Source organism: Natronomonas sp. (assembly GCF_046710025.1).
Classification (GTDB): domain Archaea; phylum Halobacteriota; class Halobacteria; order Halobacteriales; family Haloarculaceae; genus Natronomonas.
Map to the genome: position 1 here is coordinate 1 of NZ_JBKEGK010000049.1, position 14,197 is coordinate 14,197.

Annotated in this window: 16 protein-coding genes and 1 pseudogene; 2 read left to right on the forward strand and 15 right to left on the reverse strand. The window is 66.0% G+C overall.

Annotation, left to right across the window (positions count from 1 at the left end; all coding sequences use genetic code 11):
- Positions 1 to 246 (forward strand): annotated as a pseudogene (locus ACI944_RS05270) (DNA-binding protein); the annotation flags it as partial.
- 55 nt (positions 247 to 301) lie between these two features.
- Here ACI944_RS05270 and ACI944_RS05275 read toward each other — a convergent pair.
- From ACI944_RS05275 to ACI944_RS05305, 7 genes are all read right to left on the reverse strand, one after another.
- Positions 302 to 1,285 carry a prepilin peptidase gene (locus tag ACI944_RS05275; protein ID WP_411718016.1) on the reverse strand — a complete coding sequence of 328 codons (984 nt, stop codon included), beginning with the start codon at positions 1,283 to 1,285 and terminating at the stop codon, positions 302 to 304.
- Between the two features lie 94 nt (positions 1,286 to 1,379).
- A complete protein-coding gene (locus ACI944_RS05280; protein ID WP_411718017.1) occupies positions 1,380 to 1,940 on the reverse strand; it encodes a hypothetical protein in 561 nt (186 codons plus the stop codon).
- A 79-nt stretch (positions 1,941 to 2,019) separates the two neighbouring features.
- Entirely contained in the window at positions 2,020 to 2,577 is a 558-nt protein-coding gene (locus tag ACI944_RS05285) for a GMP synthase subunit A (RefSeq protein ID WP_411718018.1), read from the reverse strand.
- Positions 2,578 to 2,661: 84 nt separating this feature from the next.
- Positions 2,662 to 3,645: a hypothetical protein gene (locus ACI944_RS05290; RefSeq protein WP_411718019.1), complete on the reverse strand. Its 984-nt coding sequence runs from the start codon at positions 3,643 to 3,645 to the stop codon at positions 2,662 to 2,664.
- A 148-nt stretch (positions 3,646 to 3,793) separates the two neighbouring features.
- Positions 3,794 to 5,329 carry a (R)-citramalate synthase gene (locus ACI944_RS05295; protein WP_411718020.1) on the reverse strand — a complete coding sequence of 512 codons (1,536 nt, stop codon included), beginning with the start codon at positions 5,327 to 5,329 and terminating at the stop codon, positions 3,794 to 3,796.
- Between the two features lie 162 nt (positions 5,330 to 5,491).
- Complete coding sequence (locus ACI944_RS05300; protein WP_411718021.1) at positions 5,492 to 5,848, reverse strand: DUF192 domain-containing protein; 357 nt, start codon at positions 5,846 to 5,848, stop codon at positions 5,492 to 5,494.
- 155 nt (positions 5,849 to 6,003) lie between these two features.
- The gene (locus tag ACI944_RS05305; protein WP_015408294.1) at positions 6,004 to 6,165 is read right to left on the reverse strand and encodes a preprotein translocase subunit Sec61beta; all 162 of its coding nucleotides are present in this window, start codon (positions 6,163 to 6,165) and stop codon (positions 6,004 to 6,006) included.
- Positions 6,166 to 6,258: 93 nt separating this feature from the next.
- Between ACI944_RS05305 and ACI944_RS05310 the strand changes: the two genes are divergently transcribed.
- Positions 6,259 to 6,525, forward strand: coding sequence for a thioredoxin family protein (locus tag ACI944_RS05310; protein WP_411718022.1), 267 nt, complete (start codon positions 6,259 to 6,261; stop codon positions 6,523 to 6,525).
- 131 nt (positions 6,526 to 6,656) lie between these two features.
- On the opposite strand, the gene argF is transcribed toward ACI944_RS05310, so the two are convergent.
- The 8 genes from argF to argH form a co-directional block, all read right to left on the reverse strand.
- A complete protein-coding gene (argF, locus tag ACI944_RS05315) occupies positions 6,657 to 7,547 on the reverse strand; it encodes an ornithine carbamoyltransferase (RefSeq protein WP_411718023.1) in 891 nt (296 codons plus the stop codon).
- Between the two features lie 17 nt (positions 7,548 to 7,564).
- Positions 7,565 to 8,674: a [LysW]-lysine hydrolase gene (locus tag ACI944_RS05320; protein WP_411718024.1), complete on the reverse strand. Its 1,110-nt coding sequence runs from the start codon at positions 8,672 to 8,674 to the stop codon at positions 7,565 to 7,567.
- The gene (locus ACI944_RS05325) at positions 8,671 to 9,798 is read right to left on the reverse strand and encodes an aspartate aminotransferase family protein (RefSeq protein WP_411718025.1); all 1,128 of its coding nucleotides are present in this window, start codon (positions 9,796 to 9,798) and stop codon (positions 8,671 to 8,673) included. Before ACI944_RS05325 ends, ACI944_RS05320 begins: the two co-directional genes overlap by 4 nt.
- A 13-nt stretch (positions 9,799 to 9,811) precedes the next feature.
- Positions 9,812 to 10,645 carry an acetylglutamate/acetylaminoadipate kinase gene (locus tag ACI944_RS05330; protein ID WP_411718026.1) on the reverse strand — a complete coding sequence of 278 codons (834 nt, stop codon included), beginning with the start codon at positions 10,643 to 10,645 and terminating at the stop codon, positions 9,812 to 9,814.
- Complete coding sequence (argC, locus tag ACI944_RS05335) at positions 10,642 to 11,724, reverse strand: N-acetyl-gamma-glutamyl-phosphate reductase (RefSeq protein WP_411718027.1); 1,083 nt, start codon at positions 11,722 to 11,724, stop codon at positions 10,642 to 10,644. Before argC ends, ACI944_RS05330 begins: the two co-directional genes overlap by 4 nt.
- Positions 11,721 to 12,584, reverse strand: coding sequence for a lysine biosynthesis protein LysX (gene lysX / locus ACI944_RS05340; protein ID WP_411718028.1), 864 nt, complete (start codon positions 12,582 to 12,584; stop codon positions 11,721 to 11,723). Before lysX ends, argC begins: the two co-directional genes overlap by 4 nt.
- A gap of 60 nt (positions 12,585 to 12,644) precedes the next feature.
- Positions 12,645 to 12,827, reverse strand: coding sequence for a lysine biosynthesis protein LysW (gene lysW / locus ACI944_RS05345; protein ID WP_411718029.1), 183 nt, complete (start codon positions 12,825 to 12,827; stop codon positions 12,645 to 12,647).
- A gap of 164 nt (positions 12,828 to 12,991) precedes the next feature.
- Positions 12,992 to 14,197: argininosuccinate lyase (argH, locus tag ACI944_RS05350; protein WP_411718030.1), on the reverse strand; the 1,206-nt coding region annotated here is incomplete at its 5' end.

Sequence of the window (14,197 nt, forward strand, 5' to 3'; positions counted from 1 at the left end):
GGCGTGAACGTCTCGCTGCGGCCCGAATCGATTTCGGTCGTCGATGGCGCGACCCGGAACCGCTGGGTCGTCGAGACGGCCGATCGGACGCTCGACCGGATCGAAGCGTTCGACGAGGCCGGCGAGTACGCCGCGATGGCCGACACGCAGTACGACCCGGAGCTGTCGACGTACCGCGATGGGGTCGTCTCGGCGCTGGAGGACCTCGAAGCGGAGGCTGACGAGGAGCTCGCCGCCGAGGCCTGAGACGCCGAGAGACCGCATTCGAGCGTTCAGCGGCCCGCCACCGGTTCCGCTCGGCTCAGAGCCCGACCACAGAGAGAACCCAAAACAGCAGATCGCCGAAGGTCAGCGCCGCGAGAAGCCCGGCGAGTATCGGGAGGATAAATGGGATGCCAGGCGTGATCCAGACCGACTCCCGGTCGGGATCCGAAAGTGTCGACAGGCCCTCGCGAAGCTCTGCCGGTGTAGTCCGGTAAGCGGCGTGCTCTGCGAGGAACGCGTCCACACCCCAGGGGTCGTCTTCGGCCGGGGTGACGGGCGGGTGGTCACCCACGGAGGCGCCGGAGTCCGTGATATCGATGGATCCATCGCCAGGGTCGTTCGGGTCCGAGGGGACCGAGCCACGATACCGCTCGGGATCGTCCCGAAGATCTGAGAAGGTGATCCCGCGCCAGCGGAGATACATCCGTAGCGCATCGATGTCCAGCCCACGGCGCGTGAACCCCTCGAGCGTCTCGAGCAGACGGCCGTGCTCTCGCGGGACATCCGCAAGTCGAACCGGACGACCGACGAACATCGCCGGTGTGAACTCGCCTCGCGGAAGGTTCCGAACCGCGAGTACGAGAGGATATAACAGCCCGGCCAAGACAGCGTTCGAGAGGATGGTAAACGAAAACACGCCGAGAGGAGCGTGGTAGACCGGATACGGGCTCCCGAAGACCTCGTAGGCCGGATAAACGGGAAACACGACCGCAAGCGTAATAATGGCCTTCGCATCCGCCCCGCCGAACCCGCCGATCCGCCAGAAGACGTACCCGAGCGGGGCGACAAACCCGAGCGAGACGGCCGCCTGCACGAGGAACAGGCGGCGTTCAGCCCCGGGCATACCGAGCGCGAGGAGGTCCCACGTCAGCGCGAGCATCCCGACAGCGACGAGGGGGAGCCAGGTCCGGTTGGGTACCCGTCGCGTCCGGATGTCGCGGTACGCGGCCCACGCGAAGACGGGGACAACGAGCAGGCGCAACAGGTCGGGACCCGACGCGACCCCGAGCGGCGGCGACATGAACACGCTGGATACTGCGCGCAGATAACTTATAAACACATGCCATCGCTCACGGGATTGAATCAGGTCCCGATACCGCCACCGGGAACGGCGTTCAGCCGATCTCCACCGGAAGCGGAGGGGACTCCCACCGTAGCTCGCTGTCGGCCCGAAGTTCGAACAGCAACTCAACGTCGCCGGCCGCCTCGGCGAGTATATCGACGCGCGCGCCGTCAACCGTCGTTCGTACTAGGGTGTCCTCGCCGCCAACCGGCCGGACGGCCTGCGAGAACCGCTCGTCGGAGCCGAGCGGGATGGCGTTGGCCCCCTCAAGCAAAAATCGGGTCCGTCCAGCCTGTCGTTCGCCGACGGCGAGTTCCAGAGGCGATTGATGCCAGTGAGAGACATCCACGCCGTGCCAGTGGACGTAGGCGATACGGGCGTCATCAGCGAAGCCCGTCCGCTCCTCGAAGCTCGGATCCACAAACTCGATCGGAAACGCGGAGCTGAGATACCGGTCGCCGATCCGGAGATCGGGGTCGGGTGTGTCGGTGCCGGTGTCGTCACCGTCCGTCTCGGCCCCTGCATCGCCGGTACCGGAACAGCCGGCCACGAACGAGACAGCCGCAACGCCAGCGGTACCGAGCAGTTCCCGCCGCGTAGGTGGGGTGTTCATTCGATTCAACCGGGATTTTCAGACGAGGCCCATTTAACCCTTTGTGGCATGGGAGACAGGCGCACGACCGCGAGCCGTCTCAGTCGGCGCGCTCACAGATGTCGATGAAGTTCTCGAAGACCGCCTCACCCTCCTCGGTGTGAGCGACTTCGGGGTGCCACTGGACGCCGTAGAGGTCGCGATCGGCGTCGCTCATCGCCTCGGTCGAGCAGACATCGCTGTCGGCGGTTCGGACGAACCCCTCAGGAACCGTCTTGACCTCATCGGCGTGGCTGGCCCACACGCGCGTCTCGGGGGTGAGCGACCCGACGAGCGGGTCGGTCTCGTCGAGAATGTCGACCGTCACGTCGGCGTAGCCGCCGTAGTCGCCGGACCCGACCTCGCCGCCGAGTTCCGCGGCGACGAGTTGCATACCGAGACAGATACCGAGCACGGGGATATCGAGGTCGAGGTAGTCCGCGGAACGGCCGATTCGATCCATGTCCGGTCCCCCCGAAAGGACAATCCCGTCGGCGTCGATCGATTCCGGCGGCGCGTCGTTGTCGATAATATCGGTGTCGACGCCGAGATCCCGCAACGCACGGCCTTCGAGGTGCGTGAACTGCCCGTGGTTGTCCACCACGACGATTCGAGTCATTAGGTGTATGTATCGGATCTGGCAGTAAAAAGGGTCTGATACGGCCAGGGACGCGGGTTCCGGGGTGCTGGACGGGCGAGGGGTTCACTCCCGAACCGCGGTGCGACGGTCCGAGACGAGATCGAGGGGTGCCTCAACGTCCCCGAGCACTAACAGCGCGTAGTACCGAAGGTACGTCACCACGGGCACCTGAACGAACAGCCAGAGGGTGACAACCGACACGACGAACAGCGCCCCCGCCGCGCCGAGGATCACGAGGCCGACCGTCGACGATAGCGAGAGCGTCAGGTACACTACCACACCGAGAATCGCGAATGGAATAAAAAGTATCGCCGCAACAATGCCGACGACAAGAGAGGCGAGGAACCCCGCTGCGATCGTCAACACGAGGCCGACGGCGACGTAGGCGAGATACTGCTTGGGATGGGCTCTGATCGACGCCCAAAGCCTGCGCCACGAGGCGAGGACGCCGCCATCCGTTTCGATCATGATCGGAACGACGAAGACGGTCGTGAGCGACGCCACGAGCGCGTACAGCAGGCCCACGAGGAGAACGAGCGGGATTCCAATCAAAAACAGGGTTACCGCGGGGACAAGCGGATCGACGCTCTCGAACAGGGCCGGGGCAGCCAACAACCCGATCCACCCAGCGACGAGCGCGAGCACCGGGAGTCCGATCGCGAGCCGGAAGCCGAACAGTCGGAGCCCCTGTCGCCACCGTCGGCTCCAGTGTCGGCGGAGCGTGACCGCTTCGGTCCGGAGCGACTCGACGAAAACAAACTCCATGATCGCGCCGACGACGCTGTAGGCAACGCCCACAAGGACGACCGCGGCGACGACCGCAACGACGATCGGTACGGCATCCGGCGGGAGGCTGGGGGCCCCGACACCGGCCGACTCGTCGACATTCGCGGGGGCGTTGGCCTGGAGTGTCGGGAGGCTCAAGCCGCCGCCCAGAAACAGCGCAACGACTGCGAGTTTCGCCCATCGGCGGAGCTCAAACGGGAGGAGAAACGCCGTGGTGGCGCTGAAAGCGTCGCTGACATCGTCGATCGCGTGGAGGGCCATACCGAGACGGTGTTCGAGTGAGGATATATCGGTTGCGGTGGCTCAAATTCGAGTCGAAACGGGTGGGAGGGCCGTCGGGACAGACACAGTGAGAAACCGAAACGGTCACCACAGGGACCCGGACGAGCGGATCGCCGACCCGGGTGCGTCAGTCGTCGGCCAAAACCGGCGTGTCGGCGTCGGCCAGAAGGCGATCGAGCGAGTCGACCATCGCCCGAACGGAGGCGGTCGTGATGTCCGAGTCCGAGGCTGCAACGGTAACGGAGCGGTCGCCGCGGGACATTTCCACTTCGACGGTAACGACGGCGTCGGTGCCGCCCGTGATGGCGTCGACGTGGTACGAGTCCAGTTGGGCGTTCGAGGCCGACCCGAGCGCCGACTTGACCGCGGCGATTGCGGCGTCGACCGGGCCGCTGCCGGTGCCGGAGGCGACGCGCTCCTCGCCGTCGACCTCGAGGCGGACGGAGGCGGTGGGCGTCCCGCTGCCGGAGGCCGCGGTCAGGTCGAGTAACTCGACGCGGCGCTCGCGCTCGCGGCCTTGGACCTCCTCGGCGATGGTGAGCAGATCGGCGTCCGTGACGCGCTTGCCGCGATCACCGAGGCGCTTGACCCGTTGGACGATCTCGCCGAGATTATCGGGGGCGACCTCGATCCCGTGTTCGGCAAGTGCTGCCCGAACACCGGCGCGGCCGGCGTGCTTGCCGAGCACGAGCCGACGGGTCCGGCCGACTTTCTCGGGCGGGTAGGGTTCGTACATCGCGTCGTCCTTCAGCGTCCCGTCGGTGTGGATGCCCGACTCGTGCGTAAAGGCGTTCTCGCCGACGACGGCCTTGTTCGGCGCGAGCGGGATCCCCGTCTTCGAGGAGACGAGCTGGCCGAGTTCGTAGAGCATCTCCGTGTCGGTCGTCTCGACGCCGTAGCCGTGATCGAGCGCGATTGCGACCTCCTCCAAAGCAGCGTTACCGGCGCGCTCGCCGAGGCCGTTTACTGTGCCGTGAACGAGGTCCGCGCCGGCGGCGACACCGACCAGCGCGTTCGTGACCGCAAGGCCGAGGTCGTCGTGGGTGTGCATCGAGGTCGGCCCGAGTTCTGAGAGTTCGGCGTAGATCTCGAGCATTCGGTCCGGCGTAGCGTGGCCGACGGTGTCGGGCGCACAGATGCGGTCCGCGCCGGCGTCTATCGATGCGCCCATGAGCTCCGTCAGGAACTCCAGATCGCCGCGGGAGCCGTCTTCCCCGAGGACCTCGACCCACAGGCCGTGCTCCTTTGCGTACTCGACCAATTCGATGGTCTCCGCGACGACCGCCTCACGGGTGGTGTCGACCTTGTCTTCGACGTGTCGATCGCTGGCCGGCACAACGAGGTTGATCCCATCGACGCCACAGTCCAAGGCGAGATCGATGTCGTTCTTGACGCCGCGGGCGAAACTCGTCACCCGGGCGTCGAGGCCAAGTTCGGTAACGCGGGCGATCGTCTCGCGCTCGCCCGCCCCGGTACAGGCGCTTCCGGCCTCGACGACGGCGACATTCGCCTCGTCGAGCGCCAGGGCGATTTCGGCCTTCTCGTCGGGCGTTAGCGAGATGCCCGGGGCCTGTTCGCCGTCTCGCAAGGTGGTATCGAGGAACTGTACGTCACGGTCGTCAAGGGGAGCAGTCGCTGGGTGATCCCCGAACAGTGTGGTCACGGTAGAAGCCTCGTTATATGCCAAGCGGTCGAATTTCTCGACCAGCCGCCTCGCGGCGACTTACTCTATCCTCTGCCGGGTCGGAGTTCGGCATGATTGTACGCGGACAATCGTCACGGACCTTCATTAAGTTGCTGGTTGCCACTCGACGCATCGTCGGTATTACGGCGACTCAACTTGGACCCGGACAGTGTCACCCTCCGAGACGCCGTCCGCCGCTCCGGCCGGGAGTTCGATCACGGTGTCGGCTTCGGCGCGGCCGCGGCCGGTCCACGCCGACAGCCGTGCCTTCGCCCGGACCTCACCGTCGACGAGCCAGATTGCATCGATGTCGAAGGGGACGAACAGCATGTGCAGCCCCCGCGTCGAGACGCCCGAGAACGGGAACACGAGCGCGTACTCGTCGGGAATCGACCGCCGAAACATCAGCCCGATGCCTTGGGCGAAAAGCCCCTCGGCCCGGTCGGCGTTTTCGGCGAGCGTTCGCGCCCCATTGGACGTATCGTGAACGACGCGCACGGGCGAATCTGGACCGGGAGTATCTAAAAAGCTCCCGAGTAGGGGCAGGGAATATAAGTACACCAGATACTGTATAAACGGATGTGTAGCGGCTCAAATCAGTATATAAGCGAGCTTCACCATCGCTCAGCAGTTGCGGATTACCGCGGTTTAGATCAGGCGAGCGCGTTCAACATCAACACGAACACGCCGAGGAGGACCCCGAAGGCGACGACCGTTCGTGGGTCCATCGTCGGCGTGTTGCTGTCCTCGGAGTCGAAATACCGGACAAGCCCGGCACTGGACATTAGCCCGCCGGAGTTTTCTCCACTGCTCATATACGACGATTCGTCGCAGGACTCCTAAGCGTTTCGACACCGACCGGTGCCGTTTGGAAAACCCTTATGCGGGCGGCTCGGGTATCAGTAGCTATGTCCGTCACGCTCAAGGACTTTTACGCGGACTGGTGCGGTCCGTGTAAGACCCAAGATCCGATCCTCGAGGAACTCGCTGAGGACTACCCTGACGTCGATTTCGAGAAGGTCGACGTCGATTCGGAACAAGACGTCGCCAACGAGTACCAGGTCCGCTCGCTCCCGACGCTCATCATCGAGAACGAGGAGGGCGTCGTCGAGCGGTTCGTCGGCGTCACACAGCGGGGCGACCTCGAGTCCGCTCTCGGCGAAGCCGGGGCCTGACTCCCGGCAATCGGCAGCGTACCGAAACCGGCGGCGGAAGCTACCTTCTTACTTATATACCGTCGTACAGAGGCGTCGACGAAACCAACGAGTTCGACACCTCTGATACAGTGGCGCTGTCAGCAGCCGTATTACAACAACGATGTCAACAGTCCCTTCTGCGCGTGCAGGCGGTTCTCGGCCTGATCCCACACGATCGAGTTGTCGCTCTCGACGGCCGAATCGGTGACTTCCTCGCCGCGGTGGGCGGGCAAGCAGTGCATCAGCAGTCGGTCGCCGAGCAGATCCTCCGTCACCTGAAAGCCCGCCTTCGAGAACGCGTCGAGTTTCTCAGCCCGCTCGGATTCCTCGCCCATGCTCACCCACACGTCGGTATAGACGACGTCCGCGTCCGCGACGGCCGTCTCGGGGTCGGCGGCGATTTCGGGGGGGCTCCCGAGTTCGGCCGCCCGGTCGAGCACCGCGTCGTCGACGCCGTACCCATCGGGCGTCGCGACGACAAGATCAAGACCGACCATCGCCGCCCCGAGGACGAACGACTGACAGACGTTGTTGCCGTCACCGACCCACGCGACACGGGCGTCGAAGCCGTCGAAGCGCTCCCGGATGGTCAACAGGTCAGCGAGCGTCTGGCAAGGGTGGGCGTCGTCGGTCAGTCCGTTGACCACGGGGACGGTCGCGTACTCGCCCAACTCGACTACGTCGGCGTGGTCGAAGACGCGCGCCATGATGACGTCGACGTAGCGGCTCAGCGCCCGTGCGGTGTCCTTGACGGGTTCGCCGTGGCCCAGGTGGATGTCGTCGGGGCCGAGGAAGATCGCGTGCCCGCCGAGTTGTGTCGCACCGGTCTCGAAGGAAACCCGCGTCCGGGTTGAGGGCTTCTCGAAGATCATCGCGAGCGTTCCGCCGTCGAGCGCGTCGGCCGTCTTACCGCGGGCGGTTCGCTCCTTGAGGTCGGTCGCGCTCGTCAGTACGTCGTCGAGTTCCTCGCGCGTCAGGTCGTCAATGTTCAGGAAATTCATGATCCGTGTGGTGGAGGTCAGGTGAGATCCGCCGCGACGGCCTCTAGGACGGCGACCGCGCGGTCCAGTTCGTGCAGTTCGAGGTGCTCGTTCGGTGCGTGATCGAGATCGGAGTCACCGGGGCCGTACGTGACCATCGGGCAGTCCCACGCCCCGGCGTAGATGTTCATGTCGGCGGTGCCGGTCTTTCTGAGGAGCCGGGGATCGCCGCCAGCCGCCCGGATCGCGACGCGGAACGCCCGCGCGACCGGGGTACGCGGGCTCTGCATGGTCGGCTCGACCGAATCCGTCCAGGTGACGGTGCCGGCTTCGAGTTCGCCGGCGGCCAGTTCTTTTATGTCCTCCGTCGAGTACCGTGGTGGCACCCGCAACTGGACATCGAGCGTCGTCTCGACGGCAAGGCCGTCCTCGGTGATGCCGCCCTCGATCGAGGTCGGTTTGGGCGTTACCTGCTCGAAGATCGGCACTTCGCCGTCGCTGTCGGCTTCGCCTCGTTGCTCCTTCGGAGCAAGGCCATACTCGCCGCCCGCGAAGCACGCCTCGACGGCCGACCACCACCCGATCGCGTTCTGGATCGCGTTGTTCTCCGGGCGGGATGTGTGGCCGGACTCCGACGTACAGAGGTACGTCCCGCTCAGTATCCCCCGATAGCCGAGCGTGATCCCGTTCGTGCCGGAGGGTTCGCCGTTGACCACGGCGTCGGGGGGTGCGCGCTCCTCGACGAGATGGCGCGCGCCGCGTGAGTCGACCTCCTCGCCGACGACGCCGACGAAGGAAACGCCGGTCCGGACGGCCGCGACCGCGAGCGCGGCGAGCGGTCCCTTCGCGTCGACCGAGCCACGACCCCACAGTTCGGGGCCGTGGTCGCCGTCCTCGATCCGAACCGGAATGTCACCTGGGACCGTGTCGATGTGGGACGTGTAGAGGACGCTGTCGTCGGCCGGCGCGCGGACGTTCCCGATGGCGTCGACGAACACGTCCCGGCCGTGCGATTCGAAGAAGTCCACGAGCACCGCCGCGCACTCGTCTTCCTCGGGTGTCGGTGAGGCGGTCGAGACGAGTTCCTCAAGCAGGTCGCGGGCCTCGGTGTCGGGGGCGAGAGCGGATCCGCGCGCCGTTTCGCTCACGCGATGACCGCCTCCAGTGCGTCGAGGAGTTCGTCGGCGTGCTCGCGCTCGATTGTGAGCGGCGGCAGGAGCCGCAACACGGTCCGGCCGGCCGGCAGCGCCAACACGCCGTGGTCGATCGCCAGATCGCGCAGCAAGCGGTTCGAGCCGCGCCTGACTTCGATGCCGATCATAAGGCCGTGGCCGCGGACTTCTCGGACGTCGTCGCCGAGGCGGGATTCGACCTCCTCACGGATGTACTCGCCCATCTCGGCGGCGTGGGTGGGCAGCGACTCGCGCTCAAGAACGTCCAGCGTCGCCCCCGCTGCCGCCGAGACGACCGGGCCGCCGGAGAACGTCGAGCCGTGGTTGCCCGAATCCTCCGCGATCCAGTCACGACACAGCGTCGCGCCCATCGGGAGGCCGCTGGCAAGCCCCTTCGCCGTCGTCAGTACGTCGGGGACCACGTCGTACTTATCGGCAGCCCACAGTTCGCCGGTGCGGCCGAGGCCGGTCTGGATCTCATCGAGGATCAGCGCGGCACCTGAGGTCGCCGTCTGAACGCGGACCGACTGAAGGTACTCCGTCGAGACGGGGTTAATGCCGCCCTCGCCCTGTAGCGGTTCGATGATGACCGCGGCGGTGTCGTCGTCGACCGCCTCGGCCATCGCCTCACTGTCGCCGTACTCGACGAACTCGAAGTCCTGTGCAAGCGGGCCGAAACCCTTCTTGTACTTGTCCTTCCAGGTGGCCGCGAGCGAACCCATCGTCCGCCCGTGAAAGCCCCGTTTCGTGGCGATGATCTTCGAGCGCCCCGTCGCGTGGCGGGCGAACTTCAGCGCCGCCTCGTTGGCCTCCGTTCCGGAGTTACAGAGCCAGACGTTGTCGACGTCGACCGGCGCCACGTCGGCCAACTGCTCGTACAGCGCCGTCCGGGCGGCGTGGGGGTACGACGCCTGTACGTAGAACAGTTCCTCGAGTTGCGTGGTGGCCGCGTCGACGACCTCCGGATGGCAGTGGCCGACCGGCGTGCAGGCGTAGCTCGCGCCGAAATCGAGGTACTCGTTACCGTTCGTGTCGTAGAGATAGGCTCCCTCGCCACGGTCGATGCGGATCGGTTTCTCCGAAAAAATGAAGCCGCTCATGGTTGGTGTAGTGTCATTCGAGCGCGCTAGGCAGCACGTCCGTGCCGCCGCCGTCTATCGCCGACCGAACCGGGGCGTTGGCGTTCGCGTCGGCGACGACAACTCGTTCCGCACCGCCCTCAAGAGCCTCCGTCGCCGCCATCACCTTCCGCCCCATGAACCCCTCCGCGGCCGTCCGTAGTTCCTCGTAGGCGTCGGGGGTGTCGACACGGCCGATGGCCGTCGATGGGTCGTCGGGGTCGCGGTAGACGCCGGCGACATCGGTCAAGGAGACGAGCGTGCCCTCGAGTTCGGCCGCGACGGCCGCCGCGGCGCGGTCGGCGTCGGTGTTGACGGCGACGCCGTCGTCGGCCAGCATCGGCGGCGACGCGACCGGCGTGTAGCCGTCCGAAAGCAACGTCGAGAGCAGGTCGCCGTTGACCGACCCGATCGTCCCGGAGTGATCGCCGCGTCTGATCTTCTTCGTGCCGTCCTCGACGACCCGAACCGCCGACTTTCGCGGGCCGGTGAACAGGCCACCGTCGACGCCCGAGAGCCCGACCGCGTCGACACCCTGGTTTCGGAGGCCGACCACGAGGTCAGTGTTGACCTGCCCGGCCAGCGCCATCTTGAACACGTCCATCGTCTCCGCGTCGGTAAAGCGGCCGACGACTCCGGAGGGCGTTTCGACGTACTCCGGTTCGATGCCCATCCGTTCTAAGGCGTCGTCGACCGCCGTCGAGCCGCCGTGGACGACGACGATATCGGTGCCGTCTTCGCGGACCGAGGCGATATCGGCGAGCGCGCCCTCGGGGTCGACCGCGCGGGCGCCTCCGATCTTGACGACGACGGTGTCGGGGTCCCTCATGGCGCTCCCACCGGGTGTAACCCGGCGAACTCAAGCCCGGCGGTTTCCTCGAGGCCCAAGGCGATGTTGGCCGCGTGGACGGCTTGGCCCGCCGAGCCTTTCATCATGTTGTCGATCGCCGAGAAGACGACGATACGACCGTTTCGGGGGTCAAGTTCGAAGCCGACTTCGGCGTGGTTCGAACCTGCGACCGCCTTCGGCTCCGGATACCGGTAGACGCCGGAGCCTCCTGAGACGATCCGGACGAACGGCTCCTCCGCGTAACTGCCGCGGTACGCCTTCCAGAGGTCGCCCGTTGAGACGGGGTCGTCGGGGTAGACGTGGCAGGTCGCCGACGCGCCACGGGTCATGTCGACCGCGTGGGCGCTAAAGGAGACCTGCGTGCCCAGGAAGGCTTCGATCTCGGCCTCGTGGCGGTGGCCCGTGGGTGCATAAGGCCTGACGACACCCGAGCGCTCGGGGTGTGCGGAGGCATCGCCGCCGCCCGCGCCACCCTCGGAGGAGCCGACCTTGACATCGACGACAATCCGCTCCTCGCCGGAGAGGACGTTGGCGTCGAAAAGCGGCTTCAGTCCGAGGATCGCCGCGGTGGCGTTGCAGCCGCCGGAGGCGATCAACTCCGCGCCGTGGAGGTTCTCCCGGTTGAGTTCCGGCAGAGCATATTCGGATTCGGTGAGCAGTTCGGGTCGGTCGTGGCCGTCGTACCACTCGTCATATGCCGCCTCGGTGTCAAGTCTGAAATCAGCGCTCAAATCAACGACCGTGTCGGCCGCCTCGCGGAACGCGTCGATGTGCTCCATCGAGACGCCGTGAGGCGTACAGGCGAAGAGGACATCGACCGATTCGAGGTCGTCGGGGTCCGAAAAGCGCAGGTCCGTTTCCCGCAGGTTCGGGTGGACGGAGCCGATCGTCTTGTTTCCGTAGCTCCGGCTCGTCGCCTGGGCGACCTCGAAGTTCGGGTGCCCGGAGAGGAGTCGGAGCAGTTCACCGCCCGTGAAGCCGCTGCCGCCGACGACGCTCGCCGTGTAATCGGTCGCTTGCGTCCCGCCCGCGCTGTCGTCGGTCGTTCGGTCGCTCATGCCGTCACCTCGACGTTTCGCACGCGAGCCTCAAGCCAATCGACGACCGCGGCGGGGACATCGGTTTGGGTGACCTCGTTTAGCGCCTTGAATTCGACGGTATGGTTCACCTCGTGGACGGTGAAGGAGTCGCCCGTCTCCATGAGGTCGACGCCGAGCAGGCCGCCTCCAACCGCATCCGAGGCGCGCTCGACGAGGTCGGCCATCTCGGGGGTGATCTCGATTGGTTCGGTCTCGGCCCCGCGAGCGGCGTTCGTCAGCCAGTGCTCCGAGGAGCGGGCCATCGCCGCGATCGGGTCGCCGTCGGTGGCGACGACGCGGATGTCACGACCCGGCTTCTCAACAAACTCCTGGATGTAGAACACCTTGTGCTCGTAGTGGCCGAGCGTCTCTTTGTGTTCGAGAATAGCCTCGGCAGCGTCCCTAGAGTCGATCTTCGCCATCAGCCGCCCCCACGACCCGATGACGGGCTTCAGCACGCAGGGGTAGCCGAACTCCTCGATCGACTCCATGGCTGCTTCCTTGGTGAACGTGACCTCAGTCGCTGGCGTCGGCACGTCCGCGTTCGCGAGTACGAGGCTGTTTCTGGCTTTGTCGGCGCAGACCGCCGCCGTCTCCGGTTCGTTCACGACGGGCACGTCGTAGGCGTCGACGAACCGGGTGATATACCGCGACCGGCTGGTCGCAAGACACCGGTCGACGACGATATCGAGCTCTTCGAAAACCGCTGGCGGCTCGTGGACGCCGAAACGTTCCTTTCTGACGTCGATCTTCGTGACCTCGTGGCCCCGGTCGCGGAGCTCGCTCAGAAGAAGCTTCTCGTCGCGGCGGATCCGCGAGTAGAGCACGCCGACGTTCACGAGCCATCACCCCTCGCGGGCGTTCCGGCCGGGCGGCGATCCGCGCCGACATCCATCGCCTTACTCCCCCCAGTCCTCTTCCAGTTCGGGAGCCTCCTCGAGGGAGATCGGGTCGACAGAGACGACCTCAAGTTCGGCGCCCGTAATCGGACTGTCGATAATCTCGCCGACCTCGACGTCGGCGGGGATCTCGATCTCTTCGCCCGTGATGGGATCTTCCGTGGTGATCGTGTCTTCCGTCATCGTGCCGTCTAGTCGGCCACCGACCCACTTAAAAGCTTCGAACTTATCAAAAGGATACAATAACGAATACGAGCATCTAACGGTTCAAATGCGGTTGAAAACCCGTCATCCAGATTTATTGTCAGATTTTAGTACATATAGCGAGAAGCGACAGCGGTCGTCGGTTACGCACGACGAGCCACCTCCTCGTCGAGTCTGCGCTCGGCGCGTTTGAGCGCCTCGCGGCGCGAGTCGAGCGCCTCGCGGTGCTCGGCAAGCGCCTCGTTAGACCGAGATCGGGCCGCCCCGACGGCTGAGGGGGCCGGGCCGCCGACCGAGTCGCGCGAGGCGACACTCTCCGCGGGATCGAGCGCGGCCTCGACGGTCTCGCGGTCGACGCGAACTTCGAGCGGTTCGTCGAGTGTCTCCGCCGCCGCGGCATCAAGAGCCGCGTACGTCGCCGCAACGTCGCTTCCGTCGTCGATCCGTTCGGCCGCGAGCGCGACGGTCTCGTGGGCAGTCCGGAACGGGATTCCAGACATCGCGAGTAGGTCCGCGACGCCCGTCGCCGTCGAAAAGCCCGTCGACGCGGCGGCCGATAACGACGTTTCGTCCCACTCGGCGGTCGCGACCGCGCCCGCGGCGACCGTCGTCGCCTCGCGCACCGCGTCGACCGCCTCAAAGGCGTGTGGGTGGGCGCGCTGGAGATCACGGTTGTACGCCCGCGGGAGTCCCTTTAGCATCGACAACAGCGCGTTCAGGCCGGCTGCAGCGTCGCCGGACGTCCCCCGGACCAATTCCATCGTGTCGGGGTTCTTTTTTTGCGGCATGATCGACGACGTCGAGGCGTAGGCGTCGGCCAACTCGACGTACCCGCGGTTCGAGAAGACCACGAGGTCCTCGGCGAGCCCCGACAGCGTCGTCGACAGCGCGGCGACGGCGGCGGTCGTCTCGACGAGGAAGTCCCGCGCGGAGACGGCGTCCATCGAGTTCTCGACGAGCCCCTCGAAGCCGAGCAGTTGGGCGGTCCGCTCGCGGTCGACGTCGAACGGTGTACCCGCGAAGGCCGCCGCGCCAAGCGGCGAGCGGTTGATCCGGTCGTAGGCGTCGAGCAGCCGTTCGGTGTCGCGGGCGAGCGCCGACCCGTAGGACGCAAGATAGTGTCCAACAGTCGTCGGCTGGGCTGGTTGGAGGTGCGTAAAGCCCGGCATGATGGTCTCGGCGTGGCGCTCGGCGATGTCAGCGATGGCTTCGCGGGCCTCGATCGTCGCCGCGGCGGCGTCAAGAGTGTCGGTGCGCAGCCGGTGTCGGATGCAGGTCGCGACCTCGTCGTTGCGGGACCGGGCGGTGTGCATCCGGCCGCCGCGCTCGCCGACCCGCTCGATGACGGC

Coding starts and splice junctions, on each gene's coding strand:
- ACI944_RS05275 (WP_411718016.1), bottom strand. CDS start 1,285: ATGTCGCCGCCGCTCGGGGTCGCGTCGGGTCCCGACCTGTTGCGCCTG.
- ACI944_RS05280 (WP_411718017.1), bottom strand. CDS start 1,940: ATGAACACCCCACCTACGCGGCGGGAACTGCTCGGTACCGCTGGCGTT.
- ACI944_RS05285 (WP_411718018.1), bottom strand. CDS start 2,577: ATGACTCGAATCGTCGTGGTGGACAACCACGGGCAGTTCACGCACCTC.
- ACI944_RS05290 (WP_411718019.1), bottom strand. CDS start 3,645: ATGGCCCTCCACGCGATCGACGATGTCAGCGACGCTTTCAGCGCCACC.
- ACI944_RS05305 (WP_015408294.1), bottom strand. CDS start 6,165: ATGAGCAGTGGAGAAAACTCCGGCGGGCTAATGTCCAGTGCCGGGCTT.
- ACI944_RS05310 (WP_411718022.1), top strand. CDS start 6,259: ATGTCCGTCACGCTCAAGGACTTTTACGCGGACTGGTGCGGTCCGTGT.
- argF (WP_411718023.1), bottom strand. CDS start 7,547: ATGAATTTCCTGAACATTGACGACCTGACGCGCGAGGAACTCGACGAC.
- ACI944_RS05325 (WP_411718025.1), bottom strand. CDS start 9,798: ATGAGCGGCTTCATTTTTTCGGAGAAACCGATCCGCATCGACCGTGGC.
- ACI944_RS05330 (WP_411718026.1), bottom strand. CDS start 10,645: ATGAGGGACCCCGACACCGTCGTCGTCAAGATCGGAGGCGCCCGCGCG.
- argC (WP_411718027.1), bottom strand. CDS start 11,724: ATGAGCGACCGAACGACCGACGACAGCGCGGGCGGGACGCAAGCGACC.
- lysW (WP_411718029.1), bottom strand. CDS start 12,827: ATGACGGAAGACACGATCACCACGGAAGATCCCATCACGGGCGAAGAG.